The 24150-nt window shown below is 60.6% G+C and carries 22 protein-coding genes; all 22 read left to right on the forward strand.

What is annotated here, in order from left to right; genetic code table 11:
* Positions 1 to 24: 24 nt before the first annotated feature.
* Complete coding sequence (locus tag L6D74_RS14785) at positions 25 to 753, forward strand: cephalosporin hydroxylase family protein (protein ID WP_236189641.1); 729 nt, start codon at positions 25 to 27, stop codon at positions 751 to 753.
* A gap of 51 nt (positions 754 to 804) precedes the next feature.
* Positions 805 to 3729, forward strand: a complete 2925-nt coding sequence (locus tag L6D74_RS14790) for a glycosyltransferase family 2 protein (RefSeq protein ID WP_236189642.1) — start codon at positions 805 to 807, stop codon at positions 3727 to 3729.
* Between the two features lie 32 nt (positions 3730 to 3761).
* On the forward strand, positions 3762 to 4763 hold the full coding sequence (gene pseB, locus L6D74_RS14795; RefSeq protein ID WP_007958320.1) for a UDP-N-acetylglucosamine 4,6-dehydratase (inverting): 1002 nt from the start codon (positions 3762 to 3764) through the stop codon (positions 4761 to 4763).
* The gene (gene pseC / locus L6D74_RS14800; protein WP_236189643.1) at positions 4760 to 5917 is read left to right on the forward strand and encodes a UDP-4-amino-4,6-dideoxy-N-acetyl-beta-L-altrosamine transaminase; all 1158 of its coding nucleotides are present in this window, start codon (positions 4760 to 4762) and stop codon (positions 5915 to 5917) included. Before pseB ends, pseC begins: the two co-directional genes overlap by 4 nt.
* Positions 5918 to 5948: 31 nt before the next feature.
* The gene (locus tag L6D74_RS14805; protein WP_236189644.1) at positions 5949 to 6569 is read left to right on the forward strand and encodes a pseudaminic acid biosynthesis-associated methylase; all 621 of its coding nucleotides are present in this window, start codon (positions 5949 to 5951) and stop codon (positions 6567 to 6569) included.
* Positions 6566 to 7261 (forward strand): pseudaminic acid cytidylyltransferase, encoded by a 696-nt coding sequence (gene pseF, locus L6D74_RS14810; protein ID WP_236189645.1) that lies wholly within the window; start codon positions 6566 to 6568, stop codon positions 7259 to 7261. Before L6D74_RS14805 ends, pseF begins: the two co-directional genes overlap by 4 nt.
* Positions 7258 to 8760, forward strand: coding sequence for a UDP-2,4-diacetamido-2,4,6-trideoxy-beta-L-altropyranose hydrolase (gene pseG, locus L6D74_RS14815; protein WP_236189646.1), 1503 nt, complete (start codon positions 7258 to 7260; stop codon positions 8758 to 8760). The genes pseF and pseG overlap by 4 nt, the downstream gene beginning before the upstream one ends.
* Complete coding sequence (pseI, locus tag L6D74_RS14820; protein ID WP_236189648.1) at positions 8757 to 9809, forward strand: pseudaminic acid synthase; 1053 nt, start codon at positions 8757 to 8759, stop codon at positions 9807 to 9809. Before pseG ends, pseI begins: the two co-directional genes overlap by 4 nt.
* A gap of 226 nt (positions 9810 to 10035) precedes the next feature.
* The gene (locus tag L6D74_RS14825) at positions 10036 to 10962 is read left to right on the forward strand and encodes a ketoacyl-ACP synthase III (RefSeq protein WP_064594341.1); all 927 of its coding nucleotides are present in this window, start codon (positions 10036 to 10038) and stop codon (positions 10960 to 10962) included.
* Between the two features lie 87 nt (positions 10963 to 11049).
* Positions 11050 to 12342, forward strand: coding sequence for a motility associated factor glycosyltransferase family protein (locus tag L6D74_RS14830; RefSeq protein ID WP_236189650.1), 1293 nt, complete (start codon positions 11050 to 11052; stop codon positions 12340 to 12342).
* Positions 12339 to 12605, forward strand: coding sequence for a hypothetical protein (locus L6D74_RS14835; RefSeq protein WP_064594345.1), 267 nt, complete (start codon positions 12339 to 12341; stop codon positions 12603 to 12605). Before L6D74_RS14830 ends, L6D74_RS14835 begins: the two co-directional genes overlap by 4 nt.
* 243 nt (positions 12606 to 12848) lie before the next feature.
* Positions 12849 to 13700 carry a flagellin domain-containing protein gene (locus L6D74_RS14840; RefSeq protein WP_064594348.1) on the forward strand — a complete coding sequence of 284 codons (852 nt, stop codon included), beginning with the start codon at positions 12849 to 12851 and terminating at the stop codon, positions 13698 to 13700.
* A 71-nt stretch (positions 13701 to 13771) separates the two neighbouring features.
* Positions 13772 to 14128: a flagellar protein FlaG gene (locus L6D74_RS14845; protein ID WP_064594351.1), complete on the forward strand. Its 357-nt coding sequence runs from the start codon at positions 13772 to 13774 to the stop codon at positions 14126 to 14128.
* Positions 14129 to 14208: 80 nt separating this feature from the next.
* Positions 14209 to 15675 (forward strand): flagellar filament capping protein FliD, encoded by a 1467-nt coding sequence (gene fliD / locus L6D74_RS14850; RefSeq protein ID WP_064594352.1) that lies wholly within the window; start codon positions 14209 to 14211, stop codon positions 15673 to 15675.
* 129 nt (positions 15676 to 15804) lie between these two features.
* Positions 15805 to 16203 (forward strand): flagellar export chaperone FliS, encoded by a 399-nt coding sequence (gene fliS, locus L6D74_RS14855; protein ID WP_064594357.1) that lies wholly within the window; start codon positions 15805 to 15807, stop codon positions 16201 to 16203.
* Between the two features lie 10 nt (positions 16204 to 16213).
* The gene (gene fliT, locus L6D74_RS14860) at positions 16214 to 16510 is read left to right on the forward strand and encodes a flagellar protein FliT (RefSeq protein WP_039765621.1); all 297 of its coding nucleotides are present in this window, start codon (positions 16214 to 16216) and stop codon (positions 16508 to 16510) included.
* A gap of 172 nt (positions 16511 to 16682) precedes the next feature.
* Positions 16683 to 18158, forward strand: a complete 1476-nt coding sequence (locus L6D74_RS14865) for a sigma-54 dependent transcriptional regulator (RefSeq protein WP_039765583.1) — start codon at positions 16683 to 16685, stop codon at positions 18156 to 18158.
* Positions 18159 to 18268: 110 nt separating this feature from the next.
* A complete protein-coding gene (locus L6D74_RS14870) occupies positions 18269 to 19480 on the forward strand; it encodes a sensor histidine kinase (protein ID WP_039765586.1) in 1212 nt (403 codons plus the stop codon).
* Between the two features lie 5 nt (positions 19481 to 19485).
* Positions 19486 to 20877 (forward strand): sigma-54-dependent transcriptional regulator, encoded by a 1392-nt coding sequence (locus tag L6D74_RS14875; RefSeq protein WP_236189652.1) that lies wholly within the window; start codon positions 19486 to 19488, stop codon positions 20875 to 20877.
* Between the two features lie 128 nt (positions 20878 to 21005).
* Entirely contained in the window at positions 21006 to 21335 is a 330-nt protein-coding gene (gene fliE / locus L6D74_RS14880) for a flagellar hook-basal body complex protein FliE (protein ID WP_011333048.1), read from the forward strand.
* Between the two features lie 15 nt (positions 21336 to 21350).
* Positions 21351 to 23138: a flagellar basal-body MS-ring/collar protein FliF gene (gene fliF / locus L6D74_RS14885; protein WP_007958290.1), complete on the forward strand. Its 1788-nt coding sequence runs from the start codon at positions 21351 to 21353 to the stop codon at positions 23136 to 23138.
* Positions 23131 to 24150: a flagellar motor switch protein FliG gene (gene fliG, locus L6D74_RS14890; RefSeq protein ID WP_007958288.1), complete on the forward strand. Its 1020-nt coding sequence runs from the start codon at positions 23131 to 23133 to the stop codon at positions 24148 to 24150. Before fliF ends, fliG begins: the two co-directional genes overlap by 8 nt.

The following is a 24150-nucleotide window of genomic DNA, read 5'->3' on the forward strand; positions in this document are numbered from 1 at the left end:
TTCCCGAATTTTTGGAGAGTCGCAATGAATCCACATGAGCAGTTTCGCGAAGAAGTAAAAGCCAACATCGAAGGCCTGCAACAGGACAAGGCACTGCAAACCGAATCGCTGGGCTGGGTCGGCACCACCGCAATACACAAGTACACCTACAACTTCAGCTGGATGGGCCGGCCGATCATTCAGTTCCCGCAGGACATGGTCGCCATGCAGGAAATCATCTGGAACCTGCGTCCGGACGTGATCGTTGAAACCGGGATCGCCCACGGCGGTTCGCTGGTGTTCTACGCCTCGATCCTCGAACTGATCGGTCACGGCGAAGTGCTGGGCGTCGACATCGACATCCGCCAGCACAACCGCGAAGCCATTGAAGCGCACCCGATGTTCAAGCGGATCAGCATGATCCAGGGTTCGAGCATCGATACCGCCATCGTCGACCAGGTACGTGATCGCGTGCAGGGCAAGAAAGTGCTGGTGGTGCTGGACTCCAACCATACCCACGAACACGTCCTCGAAGAGCTGCGCCTGTACGCACCACTGGTGTCGGTGGGCAGCTATTGCGTGGTGATGGACACCGTGGTCGAAGACATGCCCGAAGACGCCTTCCCGGATCGTCCGTGGGGCAAGGGTGACAACCCGAAAACCGCTGTGTGGGCCTACCTGGAAGAGAACAGCGATTTCGAAATCGATCAGGCCATTCACAGCAAGTTGCTGATCACTGTCGCGCCGGATGGCTATCTGCGTCGCGTTCGTTAATCGACAAAAACAACGTTGAGTTTTCGGCGACTCGCCGCTTGTGGGGAATTTATGCAAGGCAAGAACAGTTCTGGACACGATTTGGCACTCAACGAACAGTTGACCGTTGTGCTGATATCTCACGAACGCCCGGCGTTTCTGCGCAGGGCCGTGCGTTTCTACAGCGCCCTGCCGTGCAGGATCCTGGTGCTGGACTCGTCCGCCGAGGCATTGCCGGGCGTGGCCGGGCAATTTGCCAACGTGGAATATCAGCATCTGCCGCAGTTCGGCTATTGGGGCATCCGCGCCAAGCTGGCCTACGGCGTGCAGCAGTTGCAGACCCCCTACATGGTGTTCGCCGCCGACGATGACTTCCTGGTGCACGATGCCTTGCACCAGGCCGTTGACTTCATGGATGCCAACCCCGACTACAGCTTGTGCCACGGCTACAGCATGATGTACCTGACGCTGGCCAATGGCGTCAGCTACTACCGTCGTGACAAGAAAGTCTGCGAGGACTACTCGGCCGATCGTGCCCAGGATCGCCTGCTGGAATACATGTCCCAGTACCTGCCGCCGTTTTATGCGGTGCAGCGCACCGAGATTCTGCGCGACTGGTATGACGCGATGCCGCAAGACACGATCTTCCAGTGGCAGGAAGTCGGTCACACGTACTACATGCTGGCACGCGGCAAGGCACGTATCCTGCCGATCCCCTATGTTGTGCGTGAAATCAACTATCAGCATTCCGATCACAACACCGAGATCTTTCACTCACTGGCTTACACCGACGCCAAATCGGTGTCCGAGCGAGAGGCGTTTGCCACGTTCCTGGCCGGGTTGCCGACCCAGGTCGAGCATCAGGATCCGCAACAGGGAAAACAGTTTGTCCTGCAAAGTTTCGAAGCCCTGGCCGACAGCCTGCGCACTGGTCGGGCATTGACCGCCGAATTGATTCTGGAGTCGACCTGGACCGACATCGAAGCCGGCCCGCAGCGCCGCTTCGGGCCGAAACAGTACGTCGAAATGCCGTTCTACAATCAGGCGTTCTTCGATCAGTTGACCCAGTTCGAGTTTCTGCTGCACGCCATGCCGGCCGGCCGCATCCAGTTGCAAGGCCTGGAAGGCATCTGGGCCCGCCAGGAAAACCTGATGCAGGCCCGCAACAACGACACACCGGAAAGCGTGGTGGACCGCTTGTGGCAAGCCCACGACGCCAACGTATTCAACCGCACGGTGATCAACCGTCTGGTGGCGCAACTGCAATTGCTGGGCGAGGACGAAGACGCCGAAAAACTGCGTGCGTGGGTCGCTCGACTCGAAGCGGTGTCGCTCGAAGGCAATCAGGCGGTATTCGGCAAAATGCTGACCGGGCGTTTGCTCAAGTGGCTCGATGAGCGTCAGCCGGATGCCGGGCAGGCCCAGGCCATTGCCCGTCAACTGGCGGGCAATGGCGGCAGTCCGCAGTTCGGCATCTTCCTGCTGGATCTGGACAACGACATCGACAAGCTGCAGGTCACCCTGGACAGTCTGCTGGAAGGACACAGCAAGGCATTCAAGGTTGTGGTGTTCACCACCGGTGAACCACCGGCCGCGACCACGGCGCAGAATACCTTGCACTTTGTACGGGTGACCCAGGGCAACTTTGTCGACAAGCTGAACCTGAGCGTCAATCAATCGCCGTGCGACTGGCTGCTGCTGGCCGAAGCGGGCGACGAGTTCACCGCCAGCGGTCTGCTGCGTGCCGGTCTGGAACTGCAGTCGGCCGACGGTTGCCGTGCGGTGGCCACCGATGAAATCCAGCGCAGCGCCGACGGTGCCCTGGTGGACGTGTTCCGTCCGGGCTTCAACCTCGATCTGCTGCAAAGTCTGCCAGCCCTCATGGCGCGGCACTGGCTGATCCGCCGTGAAGTGCTGATCGAGGCGGGCGGTTACCAGGCCGACTTCAGCAAGGCGCTGGAATTCGACCTGTTGCTGCGCATCATCGAGCAGGGTGGTCTGGGCGGCCTCGCGCACCTCGACGAACCACTGCTGATTACCCGCTCTTCGGAGCTGGCAGAGAACACCGATGAACGTCAGGCGCTGCTGCGTCACCTGGGCAATCGTGGCTACAAGGCCAAGATCACCTCGTCGACGCCCGGCACTTACCAGATCGATTATCGCCACACCGAGCAGCCGCTGGTGTCGATCATCCTGCCGGTCAGCGATGATCTGCCGGCCTTGCAACGTTGCCTGGAAGGCGTGTTGCTGAGAACCCGCTACACCCGCTATGAAGTGTTGCTGGCGGCACGGGCTGGTCAGTCAGCCGCCGTCAACGACTGGCTGGGCACCCTGAGCCACGCCAAAGTCCGCGTTATGCATGCCGATCAACCGCTGAGCGACGCGGCGTTGTGCAACGCCGCCAGCCAGCAGGCGCAAGGCGAGTACCTGGTGCTGATGGCCGCTGACAGCGAAGTCGTCAACCCGAACTGGATCGAGTCGCTGCTCAACCATGCCCAGCGTCCTGAAGTGGGCGTCGTCGGGCCGAAGCTGGTCGACCGCGACGGGAAAGTCTCCCAGGCCGGTCTGATTCTCGGCGCGGATGGCACCGTTGGTTCGGCCTTCATCGGCGAGAAGCACGACGCCGAAGGTTACATGCATCGTCTGCAGGTTGATCAGAACTACTCGGCCGTGTCGGGCGTGTGCCTGATGGTGAGCAAAGAGTTGTTCGACGCCCTGGGCGGGCTGGACGCCAAAAGCTTCGACGAAGGTTTCAGTGACGTCGACCTGTGCCTCAAGGCCGGTCAGGCCGGTTACCTCACCGTGTGGACGCCGCTGGTGCAGGTGCTGCATGACGGGCAACTGTCGCAAGCGCCGCAGGCTCTGGAAGCACTGGCTGAAAAATGGTCCTCCGTCTTCGCTCAGGATCCGGCCGGTAACCCGAACCTGATCCTCAGCGGCAAAGGTTTTGGTCTGAACGAACGTGCTGCGGTGAATTGGGCGCAGTGGCTGGGCTGATGCCTCGGGGTACAGGAAACAGGACTCAAGACATGTTCAACGGTAAATCGATTTTCATCTCCGGTGGCACCGGCTCGTTCGGGCGCAAGTTCATCGCGCGCCTGCTCGAGCAATACCAGCCCAAGCGCGTGGTGGTGTTCTCCCGGGATGAGCTCAAGCAATACGAAATGCAGCAGACGTTCAACGCGCCGTGCATGCGTTACTTCCTCGGTGACGTGCGCGACGCCGATCGTCTGCGTCAGGCCATGCGCGGCATCGATTACGTGGTGCATGCCGCGGCGTTGAAGCAAGTGCCGGCGGCGGAATACAACCCAACCGAATGCATCCGCACCAACGTCAACGGCGCGGAAAACATCATCGCCGCCGCCATCGACAACGGGGTGAAGAAAGTCGTTGCGCTGTCCACCGACAAGGCGGCGAGCCCGATCAACCTGTACGGCGCCACCAAGTTGCTGTCGGACAAGTTGTTCGTCGCGGCCAACAATATCGCCGGTGAGCAGCAAACGCGTTTTGCCGTGGTGCGCTACGGCAACGTCGCCGGTTCGCGCGGGTCAGTGGTGCCGTTTTTCAGCAAGCTGATCGCCGATGGCGCGACAGAGCTGCCGATCACCGATGAGCGCATGACCCGCTTCTGGATCACCCTCGATCACGGCGTGCAATTCGTGCTCGACAGCTTTGCGCGGATGCACGGCGGTGAAGTGTTCGTGCCGAAGATCCCGTCGATCCGCGTGGTCGATCTCGCGCGGGGAATGGCCGAACACCTGCCGCACAAGAACGTCGGCATTCGTCCGGGCGAGAAGCTGCACGAATTGATGGTGCCGCTGGACGATGCGCGGATGACCCTGGAGTTCGCCGATCACTACACCATCCAGCCGTCGATCCGTTTCACCAGCGTCGACGTGGATTTCGCCGAGGACAAACTCGGTGAGCGTGGGGTGCCGGTCGGCGAAGACTTCGAGTACCGCTCCGACACCAACCCGCACTTCCTTTCGGTGGGGCAGATCGCCGAGCTGCACGCGAAGCTGTCGGTATGATTCCGTACGGTCGGCAGAGCCTCGACCAGGCGGACATCGACGCGGTCGTCGAGGTGTTGCAGTCCGACTGGTTGACCCAGGGGCCGACCATCGAACGCTTCGAGCAGGCGATGGCCGAGCGTTGCCAGGCCGATTTCGCCGTGGCGGTGTGCAACGCCACGGCGGCGCTGCACATTGCCTGTCTGGCGGCGGGGCTCGGCGCGGGCGACCGCTTGTGGACCACGCCGAACACCTTTCTCGCGTCGGCCAACTGCGGGCGTTATTGCGGCGCTGACGTTGACTTCGTCGACATCGATCCGCTGACCTGGAACCTCGATGCTGAAGTTCTGGCGAGCAAACTTGATGCTGCCGAGCGCGACGGCACCTTGCCCAAAGTACTGGTGGCGGTCGCGTTCTCCGGGCAGAGCTGCGACATGCGGCGGATTGCCGAACTGGCCGTGCGCTACAACTTCACCGTCATTGAAGATGCCTCCCACGCGGTCGGCGCCCGTTACGCCGGGCGCCCGGTGGGCTGCGGTGAATTTGCCGCGATGACCGTGTTCAGCTTCCACCCGGTGAAGATCATCACCAGCGGCGAAGGCGGCATGGTGCTGACCAATCGCCCGGAACTGGCCGAGCGTCTGCAACGCCTGCGCAGCCACGGCATGACCCGCGATCCGCAGCAGATGACCGAACCCAGCCACGGCCCGTGGTACTACCAGCAGGTCGAGTTGGGATTCAATTACCGGATCACCGATCTGCAAGCCGCGCTGGGCCTGTCACAGCTGAGCAAACTGGACGAGTTCATCGCCCGTCGCCGGGAGCTGGCCGCGCGTTACGACCGTCTGCTGGCGTACTTGCCGGTCACCGTGCCGAGCCTCCAGCCGGAGGCCGAATCGGCCTGGCATCTTTACGTGGTGCGTTTGCAGACCGAGCGCATCAGCCTCAGTCACCGTCAGGTGTTCGAAGGCTTGCGCGCCGCCGGCATCGGCGTGAACCTGCACTACATTCCGCTGCATCTGCAGCCGTACTATCGTGATCTGGGTTTTGCCGAGGGCGACTTTCCCGAAGCCGAGCGTTATTACGCCGAAGCGATCAGCCTGCCCCTGTTCCCGTTGCTGAGCGATCAGCAGCAGGACTACGTGGTCGAACAATTGCGTCGGTTGACTGAATGATTGCCGCCGTGGCGGTGGATGGAAAACGGTAATGCGTGATCTGAGCGAGCAGGAACAATTCTGGCAGGGCGAATTCGGCGATCAGTACGTTGAGCGCAACGTCGGCCAGCCACTGGTGGCGGCCAATCTGGCGTTGTTCGCCAAGGCGCTGACTCGGGCGGGGCGGATCGACAGCCTGCTGGAGCTGGGCACCAACGCCGGCAACAACTTGCAGGCGCTGCGTCAGCTGTTGCCCCGCTGTGAGCTGTTCGGGGTCGAAATCAATGCCAGTGCCTGTGCCCAGGCGCGTGCGCTGGAGATTGCGAACATCTGGCACGGTTCGCTGTTCGACTTTCCCCGTGAGCGCCAATACGACCTGACCCTGAGCAAAGGCGTGCTGATCCATCTGGCGCCGGAACTACTGCCGACGGCGTATGCGCAGTTGTATGCGTTGAGTTCGCGCTACATCCTGATCGCCGAGTACTACAATCCGTCGCCGGTGGAAGTGTCCTATCGCGGCAACAGCGGCAAGCTGTTCAAGCGTGATTTCGCCGGGGAAATGCTCGATCGCTATCCCGATCTGCAACTGCTGGATTACGGCTTCGGTTATCACCGCGATCCGCAATTTCCGGTGGACGACATCACCTGGTTTCTGCTGGAAAAACGTCCTTGAACAACGTCGCAATCATCCCGGCCCGCGGGGGCAGCAAACGCATCCCGCGCAAGAATCTCAAGCCGTTCGACGGTGTGCCGATGATTGTCCGTTCGATTCGCACGGCCCTCGATTCAGGGTTGTTCGAGCAGGTGGTGGTCAGCACCGACGACGCAGAGATCGCCGACATGGCGCGAGCCAACGGTGCTCATGTGCCGTTCATGCGTCCGGTGGAGCTGGCCGATGATTTCACCGGCACTGCGGCAGTGATCGTGCATGCCTTGCAGCAGTTGCCGGCCTTCGAATACGCCTGCTGTGTGTACGCTACGGCGCCGCTGTTGCAGGCGCGGTTTCTGCGTCAGGGCCTGGAGTTGCTGGCGCAGCATCCGGACAAGTCCTTTGCTTTTTCAGTCACCGATTTCGGCTTTCCGGTGCAGCGCGCCCTGACCCTGGACGGGCAGGGCGCACTGACGGCGTTGTACCCCGAGTTTCGTAATACCCGTTCGCAGGATCTGCCGGCTGCCTTTCAGGATGCCGGCCAGTTCTATTGGGGTCGCCGCGAGGCGTGGCTGGGTGGCGAGGTGTTGTATTCGCCGGCCAGTCTGCCGGTGATCCTGCCACGCCATCTGGTGCAGGACATCGATACCGCCGAAGACTGGAAGCGCGCCGAGTACCTTTACGCGGCGCTAAAGGCCGGCGGAGAACTGCAATGAGAGTGCTGATCCGCGCCGACGCCTCGCCGACCATCGGCAGCGGCCACATCGTCCGGTGCCTGACGCTGGCGCGGGTGTTGCGTGCTCAGGGCAGTCATGTCGCGTTTGCCTGTCGTCGTTTACCCGGCCATCGGATCGAGGCGTTGCAGAACGAAGGCTTCGAGACCTTCGCATTGCCGGATCGTTACGCCGGTGAAGACCCGGAGCAGGCCATCGAATCGATGTTGCCGTGGCAGGCGGATATCGATGCACTGGCGGCGCAACTGGAAGGGCAGCCCGGATTTGACTGGGTCGTCGCCGACCATTACGGCCTCGACCATCACTGGCAGACCGCAGCTCGTCGCTTCGCACCACGGATTGCTGCCGTCGACGATCTGGCGACCCGCCGCTACAGCGTGGATCTGCTGCTCAACCAAAACCTCTCCGGGCTCAGCGAAAACTATCAGCCGCTGCTGCCGGCCGGTTGCCGAACACTGCTCGGACCGCGCTTCGCCATGCTGCGTGAAGAATTCAGTGGCCCGGTCATCGAGATCAAACCGGTGGCGCGCCGGGTGCTGGTGAATTTCGGCGGCTTTGATGCGGCACGCCAGACTCATCACGCAATGCTGGCGCTGGCGGATTTTTCCGAGCTGGAAGTGGATTTCGTCGCTGGTGCCGACAACCCGGCCTGGGCAGAGATGCAGGCGCTGGCCGAACCCCGACCACACTGGCGCCTGCACAGTTTCGTCAGCGATTTTCATCGGCGCATGACCGAGGCCGACCTGTTTATCGGCGCCGGCGGTGGCACCAGTTGGGAACGCGCGGCCCTGGGCCTGCCGACGATCTGCATTGCGGTGTCGAACAACCAACAGGCCAACGGCGAAGTGATGGCGGCGGCCGGGGCGCATGTGTTCATGGGCGCGCGCGAGCAGGTCAGCGTCGAGCAACTGCGTGATGCGATTGGCTTTGTCGTGGGCAACTTTTATTTGCGCCAGAGCCTGGCCGAGCGTTCGCGGCAACTGGTCGACGGGCGCGGTGCGCTGCGGGTGGCGGCGGCACTGGCCGGCGCGGTGCTCAAGTTGCGCCTGGCGACACTGGATGACGCGCAGTTGCTGTTTGACGGACGCAATGCCGAGGCGGTGCGCCGCTGGTCGCTGGACAGTGGGGCGATCGATCGGTCGCAACATGTGAACTGGCTGGACGCGAGCCTGCGCAATCCTCAGCGGTTGCTGCTGGTGGCCGAGGCGGATGACGGCCCGGTCGGTGTCCTGCGCTACGATCTGCGCGGCTTTGAGGCAGAGGTTTCGCTGTATCTGATCGAGGGGCGTTTCGGCCTCGGCTGGGGCAGGGCGCTGCTGGCACAGGGCGAAGCCTTTGTGGCAGCGCACTGGCCGCAAATGACCGCCATTACCGCCCAAGTCTTGCCGGCCAATCAGCCCTCGATGAATGTTTTCCGTGACGCCGGGTTCACCCAGAGTGCCTGCGCGTTCACCAAGGTTTTGAAGGAATCCCGTCAATGAGCAGTTTCAAGATCGGCAACCGCCGGATCGGTGCCGATGCGCCGCCGTTCATCATCGCTGAAATGAGCGGCAACCATAACCAGTCGCTGGACGTCGCCTTGCAGATTGTCGAAGCGGCGGCAAAGGCCGGTGCCCATGCCTTGAAGCTGCAAACCTACACCGCCGAAACCATGACCCTGGATCTGGCGGAAGGCGAGTTCTTCATCAAGGATCCGAACAGTCTGTGGGCCGGTACTTCGCTCTACGACCTGTATGAAAAGGCCCACACACCCTGGGAGTGGCATGCGCCGATCTTCGCCCGGGCCAAAGAGCTGGGCATGCTTGCGTTTTCGACACCGTTCGATGACAGCGCCGTGGACTTTCTCGAAAGCCTCGATGTGCCGGCCTACAAGATCGCCAGTTTCGAAAACACCGATCTGCCGTTGATCCGCCGTGTCGCAGCGACCGGCAAACCGTTGATCATTTCCACCGGCATGGCCAGCATCGCCGAACTCGACGAAACCGTGCGCGCCGCCCGTGAGGCGGGATGCAAGGATCTGGTGCTGCTCAAGTGCACCAGCACCTACCCGGCGACCCCGATCAACAGCAATGTGCGCACGATTCCGCATCTGCGTGAGTTGTTCGGTTGTGAGGTTGGGCTGTCAGACCATTCGATGGGCGTCGGCGTGTCGGTGGCGGCGGTGGCGCTGGGCGCGACGGTGGTGGAAAAACACTTCACCCTCGACCGTTCTGCCGGTGGGGTGGACGCCAGTTTCTCGCTGGAACCGGCGGAACTGGCCAGCCTGGTGGTCGAGACCGAGCGCGCATGGCAGGCCATGGGCCAGGTGCATTACGGCGTGACCGAGGCTGAGCAAAAGTCGCTGGTTTACCGTCGGTCGCTGTACGTCACGGCCGATATGGCGGCCGGTGAGCCCTTCACGGCGGCCAATGTACGTGCCATTCGTCCCGGTCTCGGTCTGCCGCCCAAGCACACCGATGCCGTCCTCGGGCGCCGTGCGCGCCAGCCGATCAAACGCGGTACGCCGCTGAACTGGTCATTGGTCGAATGACCCGATCTGTCATCGATTCGGCAAAATAGCGTGACCTGCGAGTCATAACGCGCATCTTCACTGTATTGTAATGACCGGGGAGATGGCGCCTGGCCCGTTTTCGGTTCCAGTGATAGCCCTTTGCGCTCCCCGTGGCTGCCCGTTGTGGCGGCCGTTTTCTGTTTGTCGGCGCCCCTCGAATCCTTGCGAGCGGTGGTATTGGGCTGTTTATTATTGGGAAGCCGTAATGATTGGCATAAAAAGCATTGCGAGCTACGTTCCTGTAGCCGGCGTGGACAATTACGCACAAGGTGCAAAATTCGAGAAGGATGAAGAATTCATCCTCGGCAAGATCGGTTCGGCCTTCCTCCCACGCAAAGACGCGGAACAGGAAACCTCCGATCTGTGCGTTGAAGCGGCCAATGCGCTGTTTGCCAACAACCCTGAACTGAAACGTGAATCCATCGATGCGCTGATCGTCGTCACCCAGAACGGTGACGAAGAAGGCCTGCCGCACACCGCTGCCATCGTCCAGGACAAACTCGGCCTGTCGACCAATGTCGCGGCGTTCGACATTTCCCTGGGTTGCTCCGGCTACGTCTACGGCATCTACGCGATCAAGGGCTTCATGGAAGCCGCCGGCCTGAAGAATGGTCTGTTGATCACCGCCGACCCGTATTCGAAGATCGTCGATCCGGAAGACCGCAACACCACCATGCTGTTCGGCGATGCCGCCACTGCCACCTGGATGGGCGAAGACCCGGTCTGGGCGCTGGGCAAGGCCAAGTTCGGCACTGACGGTTCCGGCGCACCGCACTTGAAAGTGACCGATGGCGTGTTCTTTATGAACGGCCGTCAGGTGTTCAACTTCGCACTGCTCAAGGTGCCTGCGCATCTGCACGAACTGCTCGACGATTCCGGTCTGAAGGCCGATGACATCGATGCCTTCTGCATTCACCAGGGCAGTGCGGCGATTGTCGACGCCGTGGCACGGCGCTTCGAAGGCGAGCCGGAGAAATTCATCAAGGACATGGTTGAGACCGGTAACACCGTGTCGTCCAGTGTGCCGCTGCTGCTGGAAAAACACGTGATGGATTCCGACTGGAACCGCATCGCGATCAGTGGTTTCGGCGTCGGTCTGTCGTGGGGTTCGGCGATTATTTATCGTCCTTGAATCGGTTAAAAACGGCGGATACAAAAAATAGCGTTCAAGGGTTAACCTTGAACGCTATTTTTTTGCCTGAAGGGAGCGCGAGGCGCCATGAGTGAGTTTTTCCAGGCCAATGCTGAAGTCGTCGAGCGACGCTGGCCGGCGTTGTTCGCACGATTGCTCGGCGAAGACAGTTCGGCGATCGAGGCTGAGCTGACGCAGGGGCTGGGCTCGACGCTGAGCATTGGCGGCATTCAGCTCACCAGCCGGCATGACCGTGTCCGCGAGGCGCAGATTCAGGCTGCCAGCCTGCCGGCGGACAAGCCGCAACTGCATGTCTACGGCACCGGCCTCGGGGACTTGCCCACGGTGCTGCTGGAGCGCACCGGGCTCGAGCGCCTGTATGTGCACATCCTCAACGGCGCGCTGTTTGCCCTGGTGCTGCAATTGCTCGATCAACGGGAGTGGTTGCAGGACCCGCGAGTTGAATTGCTCTACGCCGGCGACCTGTCCGACATCTGCACGCCGTTCTTCGCATTGCCTGCCGAGATGTTGCTGGCTGATGACTTCAACGCGAAGATCCGCGATCGGCTGGTCAGCGAAGTGCACCTGAGCTTCAACAATCGTGAATTCGATCCGCAGTCACCGTTCATTCAACAGCGTCTGCAGGACTGCTTGCCGGTACTGCTGGCTGACGATGATGTGGCAACGCTGTTCGGCACCTGTGCCGGTCGGGAGATCTATGTGATCGGCACCGGCCCGACGCTGGAACAGCATTTCGAACGTCTGGCCGCGGTCCGCGAGCGGGCCGTTCGTCCGTTGTACATTTGTGTCGATACCGCGTACCGGCCGCTGCGCGAGCATGGGATCGTGCCCGACTATGTGGTGAGTATCGACCAGCGCATCAGCTTCCGGCATTTGCCATTCGAGGAATCCGACGGCATCCCGCTGGTGTATCTGCCCATGAGTGACCCTGAGGTGCTGAGGGCCTGGAAGGGCAAGCGTTATGGTGGCTATTCGGCCAGTCCGGTCTACGCGGCATTGCGTGAACAGCACCCGAGGGCGCTGCTGCATGTGGGCGGCAGCGTGATTCACCCGGCCGTGGACCTGGCGGTGAAGATGGGCGCTGCACGCATCACGCTGTTCGGTGCCGATTTTGCCTTCCCGATGAACAAGACCCATGCCGGCTGGAATGACGGTGACCTGGGGCCGTCGGTGAATCAGGCGCGGCACTGGGTGCGTGACGGTTATGGCCAGCGCGTCAGTACCCAGCTCAATTTTCGCGGCTATCTGTGCGTGCTGGAGCGCTATATCGCCAGTCAGCCGCAGGTGGCGTTTTTCAATAGCAGCCGCGCGGGGGCACAGATTGCCGGGACGGGTTTCAATCAGGAGTTCGTGCAATGACTGCGCTGCAATCATGGGTAGATGAATGCCACCAGTGCGCCGGGCTTTTCCGCTTGGGGCGTGATGTCGAGGCCGCGTTGACCATGGTCGATGTGTTTGAGGGCGCGCAGCAGTCATTGCTGTTGGCCGGCGCGCAGACGCAGCAAGTCTGGGCGCAGTTGCTCACGCAAATGCTCGCGTGTCAGGAGCGTCAGGACTGGTTGGGTCTTGCCGATTTCATGGAGTACGAGTTGATTCAATTGCTGGAAGAATCGTCCGCCTGAAGAGGAGCGAAGGCGCTGGCCCGCCGGTTTGCGCCACGGACGGTTTTATGACGTCATTTTTTCGAAGGTAAAGTGCTGCTAAGTCTTTGTTTTCTAGGGGGTGGCAGGGTGATGGCAAATTTTTTCAAAAAAGCCCTCAAGCAACCTGCAAACCCGACGATAACTATTACGAAGGTTCTCTAGGCCATACCCGGCGGTTGCCAGGGCCGGAAGCCGCAGTACCCAACCAACGAGGAATTCGTCATGGCTTTAACAGTAAACACCAACACCACGTCGTTGAACGTTCAGAAAAACCTGAACCGCGCTTCCGACGCTCTGTCGACTTCGATGCAGCGCCTGTCTTCCGGCCTGAAAATCAACAGCGCTAAAGACGACGCTGCCGGCCTGCAAATCGCTACCCGTATGTCCTCGCAGATCCGTGGTAACACCCAGGCGATCCAGAACGCCAACGACGGTATCTCCGTTGCCCAGACCGCTGAAGGCGCTCTGCAAGCTTCGACCGACATCCTGCAGCGTATGCGTGAACTGGCTGTTAAAGCTCGTAACGGTACCAACGGCACTGCTGACCAGACCGCAACCAACGCTGAATTCGCTCAGATGTCTGACGAAATCACCCGTATCTCGGCTGCTACCAACCTGAACGGCAAAAACCTGCTGGACGGTTCGGCTGGTACTGTAACTCTGCAAGTTGGCGCCAACACTGGCTCCGCCAACCACATCGACCTGGTACTTAGCGGCAAGTTCGACGCCGTCAGCCTGTCGGTAGGTAGCGGTACTGTTGTTCTGACCGGTGCTACTTCCGCAGCCGCCGCTTCGAACATCGACAACGCGATCACCGCGATCGACGCTGCAATTGCGAACATCAACGCCACTCGCGCCGCTCTGGGTGCTTCGCAAAACCGTCTGACCAGCACCATCCAGAACTTGCAGAACATCACCGAGAACACCACTGCTGCACAAGGTCGCGTACAAGATACCGACTTCGCCGCAGAGACTGCTAACCTGACCAAGCAGCAAACCCTGCAACAGGCTTCGACCTCTGTTCTGGCTCAAGCCAACCAACTGCCTTCCGCTGTACTGAAGCTGCTTCAGTAATTTCGGAATGAGTTTTAGCGGGGGAGTGCGCTTGCGTGCTCTCTCGCTTTTTACGTTATGAGGTGATGAGCATGGACATGAGCGTCAAGCTTAACGTGTCTTATCCGGCTCCCAAGCCAGCCAATACCGTTACCGACAAACCGTCGGAAACCAAGCCTCAGACCGTTGATGCTGTTCCTGCCTCGAAAAAGAGCCAGGAATCAGATGAAACCAAGCTGAAGCTGGCGGTGCAGGAGATCGAGAAATTCGTTCAGTCGATCAAGCGCAATCTGGAGTTCTCGATCGATGAGCATTCCGGCAAGGTGATTGTCAAGGTGATCGCAAGCGAGACGGGCGAGGTCGTACGACAGATCCCTTCCGCAGAAGCACTCAAGCTGGCAGATAGTCTGGCCAACGCGAGTCACGTGTTGTTCGACGCCAAAGTCTGATAACTGGCATGAATAGTGTTTGAAGTTCTTTAGACGCAAGTAGTGGTCAAAAGACTGGCAACAACCCAAGGGAGAAGCACATGGCAAGTCCAATTTTACCGGGTTCGGGCCTGGGTTCCGGCCTGGACATCGGTGCGATCGTTACAGCACTGGTCAATGCCGACAAGTCGCCGAAACAGACGCAGATCGACAACGCCACCAAAACCAACACGCTGAAGATTTCCGGTATCGGCACGTTGAAGAGTGCGCTGACCGCATTCCAGACGGCGATGACCAACCTGGGCAGCAAGACCAATCCAGCATTTGCGGGTTACACGGCGACTTCGGGTACTCCGGCCGTGTTGGGTGTTTCTGCGGATAACACTGCAGTCTCGGGTACTTATAGTGTTGTAGTGAATAAGCTGGCCACCGGCTCGAAAATAGCCAGTGCATCCTTTGCCGGCGGTGCTGCCAGTGCCATTCCGAGTGGTACCCTGAAAATCAGTCAGAATGGCACTGATTACAATGTCACGATCCCGGCCAATGCGACCTTGCAGAGCACCCGGGATGCGATCAACTCGGCTCAGGCCGTCAATGGTATTTCCGCCAACATCGTGACCGACAGCTCGGGTGCTTCGCGCCTGGTGATCAGTTCGAGCAAGACCGGCGCCGGCTCCGACATGAAAGTCAGCGGCATTGCCGGTCTGGAAATCGACGGCACCCAGACCATGGGCACCAACCCGGCCGCCGGCGCTTCTGGCGCGGTCAACGGCCTTGCTCAGGACGCGTCGCTGACCATTGACGGCCTGGCGGTGACCAGCAAGAGCAACACGGTCACCGGCGCCATCAGTGGCCTGACGATGAATCTGACGACGGTCAGTGCCGGTGATCCACCCTCGACACCTGTCACAGTGACTGTCGACGGTAACACCAAGGGATTGCAGACGTCGGTTCAGGCGTTCGTCGATGCCTACAATACCTTGAAAAACACCATCGATTCGTTGTCCAAGGCGACGCCGGACGAAGATGGCAAGCTGACCGTTCAGGCGGCGTTCACTGGCGACTCGCTGGCGCGTTCCTTGATTGCCGATATCCGCGGGCAGATTACGGCCCCGAGTGCGACTGCTGGCAGTCCGATTGCTTATCTCTCGCAGCTGGGCGTCATGACCGACCGCAACACCGGTAACCTGACGTTCGACACGACTGCGTTCAACAAGGCCATGTCTACGCCGGGTATGAGCGGCAAAGTCCAGGAGATGTTCACTGGCACCAACGACACCAATGGTCTGTTGGCGCGCATGAGCAAGGCGGTTGACCCATATCTCAAGGCTTCGGCTGATGGCAAGACCACCACCGGTCTGCTGGATCAGCGCCTGACTATCCTGAACAACAATACGCGCAACATTACGTCCCAGCAGTTGGCTCTGGACCTGCGTGTCGCCAACCTGACCAAGACGTTGACTGCTAAGTACAACGCCATGGACTTGCTGGTAGGGCAGATGAAAGCGACGGCGAGCAACATTACGTCGTTCTTCAGTTCGCTGAACGCCCAGCAGTCTGCGAAGTAACATGTAATAGCGACAAAAACCCGGCTACGCTTTCGAGCGTGTGCCGGGTTTTTGTCTTATGGTCTAAAGTTTTCTGGCTTGCAGGCGATACACTGCTCATACGAGTCATAGTTGCAAATGAGGTAGAACATGAATCCGATGTTGGCCCTTCGGCAATACCAGAAAGTCGGCGCTCAGGCCCAGACGTCCGAAGCGAGTCCCCACCGTCTGGTGCAAATGCTGATGGAAGGTGGTCTGGACCGTATCGCTCAGGCAAAGGGCGCCATCGAGCGCAAGGACATTGCCGCCAAGTGCACGGCGATCAGCAAGGCCATCGGCATCGTCAGCGGCTTGCGTGAAGGTCTGGATCTGGAAAAGTCTGCCGATACGCTGGCTGATCTGGACGGTCTTTATATCTACATGATGAAGCGTCTCGCCGAGGCGAACATCAGCAGCGATCCGCGCATTCTTGATGAGGTTGCCGGCTTGCTGAGCACCGTCAAGGAAGGCTGGGATGCGATCGCACCTGCGCCCGCTCCGCAGTTCTGAGGAGATCACCATGAGTCTTGTTTTGCAGCGAATCGAAGAAACCCGAGTAGCGCTGGTCGGTGCCCTGGCCGAGCGCAACTGGGAAGCCATCGGTCAATTGGACCTCGATTGCCGTTCCTGCATGGAAGATGTCTTGAGTGAAGCCTCGGTGGACGAGGTCGCGTTGCGCGATAATCTGGAAGAGTTGCTGCATGTCTACAAGCAGCTTCTGGAAGTGGCGATGGGTGAGCGTCAGGCGATAGTCGACGAGATGTCGCAGATCACCCAAGCGCAGAACGCGGCAAAGGTTTACCATCTGTTTGGTTAATTAACCCCCAGTTAATCCAGACATGTGCGCCATAAATTTGACTGTGCACGGTTTTTTGACTTAACTAGTGGCTGTTTTCAGATTTCAGGCGTCTACAGGCACAAGGTGTCCTGCAAGCGTCTCGCTTGCCCCTCATTTTGGGCATTGAGTTGACTAGGGAAGTTGCTATTGCATGTGGCGTGAAACCAAAATTCTGCTGATCGATGACGATAGCGTCCGCCGCCGCGACCTGGCGGTGATCTTAAATTTTCTTGGCGAAGAAAATTTACCCTGCGGAAGCCATGACTGGCAGCAGGCAGTCGGCTCTTTGTCGTCTAGTCGTGAGGTCATTTGCGTACTGATCGGGACGGTTAATGCTCCTGGTGCGCTTTTGGGCTTGCTAAAGACACTCTCAACCTGGGATGAGTTCCTTCCGGTTTTGCTGATGGGCGATAATTCTTCGGTGGACCTGCCCGAAGACCAGCGCCGCCGGGTACTTTCGACCCTCGAAATGCCGCCGAGCTACAGCAAACTGCTGGACTCCCTGCACCGTGCCCAGGTCTATCGCGAGATGTACGACCAGGCCCGTGAGCGTGGCCGGCATCGCGAACCCAACCTGTTCCGCAGCCTGGTCGGCACCAGCCGCGCGATCCAGCACGTGCGTCAGATGATGCAGCAAGTGGCCGACACCGACGCCAGCGTGTTGATCCTCGGCGAGTCCGGGACCGGCAAGGAAGTGGTTGCGCGCAATCTGCATTACCACTCCAAGCGTCGCGACGCGCCGTTCGTACCGGTCAACTGTGGGGCGATCCCGGCCGAGTTGCTGGAAAGCGAACTGTTCGGTCACGAGAAGGGTGCCTTCACCGGCGCGATCACCAGCCGTGCCGGCCGCTTCGAGCTGGCCAACGGCGGTACGCTGTTCCTCGACGAAATCGGCGACATGCCGCTGCCGATGCAGGTCAAGCTGCTGCGCGTGCTGCAGGAGCGCACCTTCGAGCGCGTGGGCAGCAACAAAACCCAGAGCGTCGACGTGCGCATCATCGCCGCGACCCACAAGAATCTCGAAAGCATGATCGAGATCGGCACCTTCCGCGAAGACCTCTACTACCGCCTGAACGTGTTCCCGATCGAGATGGCGCCGCTGCGTGAGCGCGTCGAAGACATTCCGCTGCTGATGAACGAGCTGATCTCGCGCATGGAGCACGAGAAGCGCGGTTCGATCCGCTTCAACTCCGCTGCAATCATGTCCCTGTGCCGCCACGGCTGGCCGGGCAACGTCCGCGAACTGGCCAACCTGGTGGAGCGCATGGCGATCATGCACCCGTACGGGGTGATCGGCGTGGTCGAGTTGCCGAAGAAATTCCGCTACGTCGACGACGAAGACGAGCAGATGGTCGACAGCCTGCGCAGCGATCTGGAAGAGCGCGTGGCGATCAACGGCCATACGCCGGACTTCAGCGCCAACGCCCTGTTGCCGCCGGAAGGTCTCGACCTGAAGGACTACCTCGGTGGTCTGGAGCAGGGCCTGATCCAGCAGGCACTGGACGATGCCAATGGTATTGTGGCTCGCGCCGCCGAGCGCCTGCGTATTCGCCGCACCACGCTGGTGGAGAAGATGCGCAAGTACGGCATGAGCCGTCGTGAAGGTGATGAACAGGCGGATGATTGACGCCTGTTTTTCAACTGCTTCATTTATAAGTGGTTTTTTTTAGGCACGGGTATTGCTATGTCCCTCGCAACGTTCCGTTTCACTGACGGTCAGCCAAGCGAGAAAGCACAATGCCCCAAGCCTCCCAGATGTCTTCTGTTCCCGAGTCCTCGGGGCAACTGCCGTCCGTAGAGCAGGCGAGCCGCCAGGGGCTTGAGCAGGCATTCGCCCTGTTCAACCAGATGTCCAGCCAGTTGACCGACTCCTACAGCATGCTCGAAGCCCGGGTCACCGAGCTCAAGGGCGAGCTGGCCGTGGTCAGCGCCCAGCGCATGCAGGAACTGGCGGAAAAAGAACGCTTGGCCAACCGTCTGCAAAACCTCCTCGACCTGTTGCCCGGTGGCGTCATCGTCATCGACGGCCACGGCATTGTGTGTGAGGCCAATCCTGCCGCCATCGAATTGCTCGGTCTGCCACTGGAAGGCGAGCTGTGGCGCCATGTCATCACCCGTTGCTTCGCGCCCCGTGAAGATGACGGTCACGAAATTTCCTTGAAAAACGGTCGACGCCTGTCGATTGCCACCCGCTCGTTGGATGCCGAGCCTGGGCAGTTGGTGCTGCTCAACGACCTGACTGAAACTCGTCACTTGCAGGATCAGCTGGCGCGCCACGAGCGCCTCTCGTCCCTGGGGCGGATGGTCGCATCGCTGGCTCATCAGATCCGCACACCGTTGTCCGCCGCGTTGCTGTACGCCAGTCATTTGACCGAGCAGGAACTGCCGGTCGCGACCCAGCAGCGTTTTGCCGGTCGCCTCAAGGAGCGTCTGCACGAGCTGGAGCATCAGGTGCGCGACATGCTGGTCTTCGCCCGTGGCGAGCTGCCGCTGACCGACCGTGTCACGCCGAATGCCTTGATGCAGTCGTTGCAGGCCGCGGCGCTGACCCATGTGCAGGATCTGCCGATCCGCTGGCAATGCGACAGCCATGCCGGCGAGTTGCTGTGCAATCGCGACACGCTGGTCGGGGCGCTGCTCAATCTGATTGAAAACGCGATTCAGGCGAGTGCCGGTGAGGTGCGTCTGAAGGTGCATTGCTATACCCGCGACAACACCTTGCGTTTGTGTGTCAGCGACAGCGGCAGCGGTATTGATGCGGCGGTGCTGGCGCGGCTGGGCGAGCCGTTTTTCACCACCAAAGTCACCGGGACCGGCTTGGGCCTGACCGTGGTCAAGGCCGTGGCGCGTGCGCATCAGGGAGAATTGCAACTGCGTTCGCGGGTCGGCCGCGGTACGTGCGCGCAGGTCATCCTGCCGTTGTTTTCTGCTGTTCAGGGAGCTGAGTGAAGGTCATGGGCATCAAGGTTCTGCTGGTCGAGGACGACCGCTCGTTGCGCGAAGCGCTGGCCGATACGCTGCTGCTGGCCGGTCACGACTATCACGCGGTGGGTTCGGCCGAAGAGGCGCTGAGCGCCGTCGAGCGCGAAGCGTTCAGTCTGGTGGTCAGCGACGTCAACATGCCGGGCATGGACGGCCATCAATTGCTCGGCCTGCTGCGCGCGCGACAGCCGCAGTTGCCGGTGCTGCTGATGACCGCCCATGGTGCAGTCGAGCGCGCGGTCGATGCGATGCGTCAAGGCGCGGCGGATTATCTGGTCAAGCCGTTCGAACCCAAGGCTCTGCTGGATCTGGTAGCACGTCACGCCTTGGGCAATCTTGGCGTCAGTGACGCCGAAGGGCCGGTCGCGGTCGAGCCTGCCAGTGCGCAATTGCTGGATCTGGCAGCGCGGGTCGCGCGCAGTGATTCCACCGTGCTGATTTCCGGCGAGTCCGGCACCGGCAAGGAAGTGCTGGCGCGCTACATTCACCAGCAATCCCATCGTGCCAGTCAGCCGTTCATTGCGATCAACTGCGCGGCGATCCCCGACAACATGCTCGAAGCCACCCTGTTCGGCCACGAGAAAGGCTCGTTCACTGGCGCCATCGCGGCCCAGGCCGGCAAGTTCGAACAGGCGGACGGCGGCACCATTCTGCTCGATGAAATTTCCGAAATGCCCCTGGGTCTGCAAGCCAAACTGCTGCGCGTGTTGCAAGAGCGGGAAGTGGAACGGGTCGGTGCACGCAAGCCGATCACCCTCGATATTCGCGTGGTGGCGACCACCAACCGCGACCTGGCCGGTGAGGTGGCGGCGGGGCGGTTCCGTGAGGATCTCTATTACCGTCTTTCAGTATTTCCGTTGGCCTGGCGTCCGTTGCGCGAGCGCACCGCCGATATCCTGCCGCTGGCCGAGCGTCTGTTGGCCAAACACGTCAATAAAATGAAGCATGCGACGGCGAAGTTCTCGCCCGAAGCGCAAGCGTGCCTGATCGGGTATCCGTGGCCGGGCAATGTGCGCGAGCTGGATAACGCGGTCCAGCGGGCCTTGATTCTGCAGCAGGGCGGCTTGATCCAGCCGCAGGATTTCTGTCTCTCCGGGCCTGCGCTGTTCGCTCCATTGCCGGCGGCCGTTCCGGTTGCGCCGGTCATTCGTGAAGTCGAGATCGAGGCGGATTCGGCCGGTGCGCTGGGCGATGACCTGCGTCGTCGCGAGTTCCAGATGATCATCGACACTCTGCGTACCGAGCGCGGTCGGCGCAAGGAAGCGGCCGAAAAACTCGGCATCAGCCCGCGCACCCTGCGTTACAAACTGGCGCAAATGCGCGATGCGGGCATGGATGTCGAAGGCTACCTGTTCGCCACCTGACGGGTGGCGCAAACGTTTGAAACGGCTTTTCTGAAAGCGGTGCCCATGAGCTGGCACCGTTGTTGCTAACACCTGAGTACCCGCCGAGTGAGTGTCAAAAAATTGCGGGCCGCCCAAGAGAGTAGACCATGAGCCAAGGTATTGAATTTAATCGGTTGATGATGGACATGAAGGCCATGCAAATGGACGCCATGTCGAAGCCGAAATCGACTTCCGCTGTCCCGGAAGTGGCAGGCAGCAACTTTTCCGACATGCTCGGTCAAGCCATCAACAAAGTGAACGATACCCAGCAGGCGTCGAGCCAATTGGCCAACGCGTTCGAGATCGGCAAGAGCGGCGTCGATCTGACGGACGTGATGATTGCCTCGCAAAAAGCCAGCGTATCGTTCCAGGCCCTGACCCAGGTGCGCAACAAGCTGGTTCAGGCTTATCAAGACATCATGCAGATGCCGGTTTAAGGACGAGATTGAGTCATGGCAGAAGCAGTCGCCGATAACGTTCCGGCCAAGGCCACCCCGATAGACGGCAAACCGCCGTTGTTCGGCCTGTCCTTCCTGGAAAACCTCTCCGAGATGACCGTGCTGCGTCAGGTGGGCCTGTTGGTCGGCCTGGCCGCGAGCGTGGCGATTGGCTTTGCCGTGGTGCTGTGGTCGCAGCAACCGGACTACCGGCCTCTGTACGGCAGCCTTGCCGGCATGGACGCCAAGCAGGTCATGGACACCCTGGCCTCCGCCGACATTCCCTACACCGTCGAACCGAATTCCGGCGCCTTGCTGGTCAAGGCCGATGACCTGTCCCGTGCGCGGCTCAAGCTCGCGGCCGCTGGTGTCACTCCCAGCGACGGCAACATCGGTTTTGAAATCCTCGACAAGGAACAGGGTCTGGGCACCAGCCAGTTCATGGAAGCGACCCGTTATCGTCGCGGCCTCGAAGGCGAACTGGCCCGCACCATTTCCAGCCTGAACAACGTCAAGGGCGCGCGCGTTCACCTGGCGATCCCGAAAAGCTCGGTGTTCGTGCGTGACGAGCGCAAGCCAAGCGCTTCGGTACTGGTCGAGCTGTACTCCGGTCGTTCGCTGGAGCCAGGCCAGGTCGTTGCCATCATCAACTTGGTGGCGACCTCCGTTCCGGAGCTGAGCAAATCGCAGATCACCGTCGTCGACCAGAAGGGCAACCTGCTGTCGGATCAGGCGGAAAACTCCGAAATGACCATGGCCGGCAAGCAGTTCGACTACAGCCGCCGCATGGAAAGCATGCTCACCCAGCGCGTGCACAACATTCTGCAACCGGTACTGGGCAACGATCGCTACAAGGCTGAAGTCTCGGCCGACGTTGATTTCAGTGCCGTCGAATCGACCGCCGAGCAGTTCAACCCGGATCAACCGGCCCTGCGCAGCGAACAGTCGGTCAACGAACAACGCACTGCCAGCAATGGCCCGCAAGGTGTGCCGGGTGCCTTGAGCAACCAGCCACCTTCGCCGGCTTCGGCGCCGCAAACCACCGGTGGCGCTGCCGCCCCGGCGAGCATGGTGCAGCCAGGCCAGCCACTGGTTGATGCCAACGGTCAGCAGATCATGGACCCGGCCACCGGCCAGCCGATGCTCGCGCCGTACCCGGCGGACAAGCGTCAACAATCCACCAAGAACTTCGAGCTCGACCGCTCCATCAGCCACACCAAACAGCAGCAGGGTCGCCTGAATCGCCTGTCGGTGTCCGTGGTGGTGGACGATCAGGTCAAGATCAACCCGGCCAACGGCGAAACTACCCGTGCGCCGTGGAGCGCCGACGAATTGGCGCGCTTCACCCGTCTGGTACAGGATGCCGTCGGCTTCGATGCCAGCCGTGGCGACAGCGTCAGCGTGATCAACATGCCGTTCTCCGCCGAGCGCGGCGAAGTGATCGCCGACATTCCGTTCTACTCCCAGCCATGGTTCTGGGACATCGTCAAACAAGTGCTGGGCGTGTTGTTCATCCTGGTGCTGGTGTTCGGCGTGCTGCGTCCGGTGCTCAACAACATCACCGGTGGCGGCAAAAGCAAGGAGCTGGCCGGTCTGGGCGGCGACATGGAACTCGGTGGCATGGGCGGTCTGGACGGTGAACTGTCCAACGATCGCGTCAGCCTCGGCGGCCCGACCAGCATCCTGCTGCCGAGCCCGAGCGAGGGTTATGACGCTCAGTTGAACGCAATCAAGAGTCTGGTGGCAGAAGACCCGGGTCGTGTGGCCCAGGTCGTGAAAGAGTGGATTAACGCAGATGAGTGATAACCGAGCCGCCGTCGCCAAACTGTCCCGGGTCGATAAAGCCGCGATTTTGCTGCTGTCCCTGGGGTCGACCGATGCCGCACAAGTGCTGCGCCACATGGGCCCCAAAGAGGTCCAGCGAGTCGGCGTGGCCATGGCCCAGATGGGCAACGTCCACCGTGAGCAGGTCGAGCAGGTCATGAGCGAGTTCGTCGACATCGTCGGCGATCAGACCAGCCTGGGCGTCGGCTCCGACGACTACGTGCGCAAAATGCTCACCCAGGCCCTGGGTGAAGACAAGGCCAACGGCCTGATCGACCGCATTCTGCTGGGCGGTAACACCAGTGGTCTCGACAGCCTGAAATGGATGGAGCCGCGCGCCGTTGCCGACGTGATCCGTTACGAACACCCGCAGATCCAGGCGATCGTGGTCGCGTACCTCGATCCGGATCAGGCTGGTGAAGTGCTGGGCAACTTCGACCACAAGGTACGTCTGGACATCATCCTGCGCGTCTCGTCGTTGAACACCGTGCAGCCGGCCGCGCTGAAAGAATTGAACCAGATCCTCGAGAAGCAGTTCTCCGGCAACTCGAACGCTTCGCGCACCACCCTGGGTGGCATCAAGCGGGCGGCGGACATCATGAACTTCCTCGACAGCTCGATCGAAGGCCAGCTCATGGACTCGATCCGCGAAGTCGACGAAGACCTGTCCGGTCAGATCGAAGACCTCATGTTCGTGTTCAACAACCTGGCCGATGTCGACGACCGCGGGATCCAGGCGCTGTTGCGCGAAGTCTCTTCCGATGTGCTGGTGCTGGCCCTCAAGGGGTCGGACGAAGGCGTCAAGGAGAAGATCTTCAAGAACATGTCCAAGCGTGCCGCCGAACTGCTGCGCGACGACCTCGAGGCCAAGGGCCCGGTGCGCGTCAGCGATGTGGAGACCGCGCAGAAGGAAATCCTCACCATCGCCCGCCGTATGGCCGAAGCCGGAGAAATTGTGCTCGGTGGCAAGGGCGGCGAGGAAATGATCTAA

It is taken from the genome of Pseudomonas pharyngis, from assembly GCF_021602345.1.
Taxonomy (GTDB): domain Bacteria; phylum Pseudomonadota; class Gammaproteobacteria; order Pseudomonadales; family Pseudomonadaceae; genus Aquipseudomonas; species Aquipseudomonas pharyngis.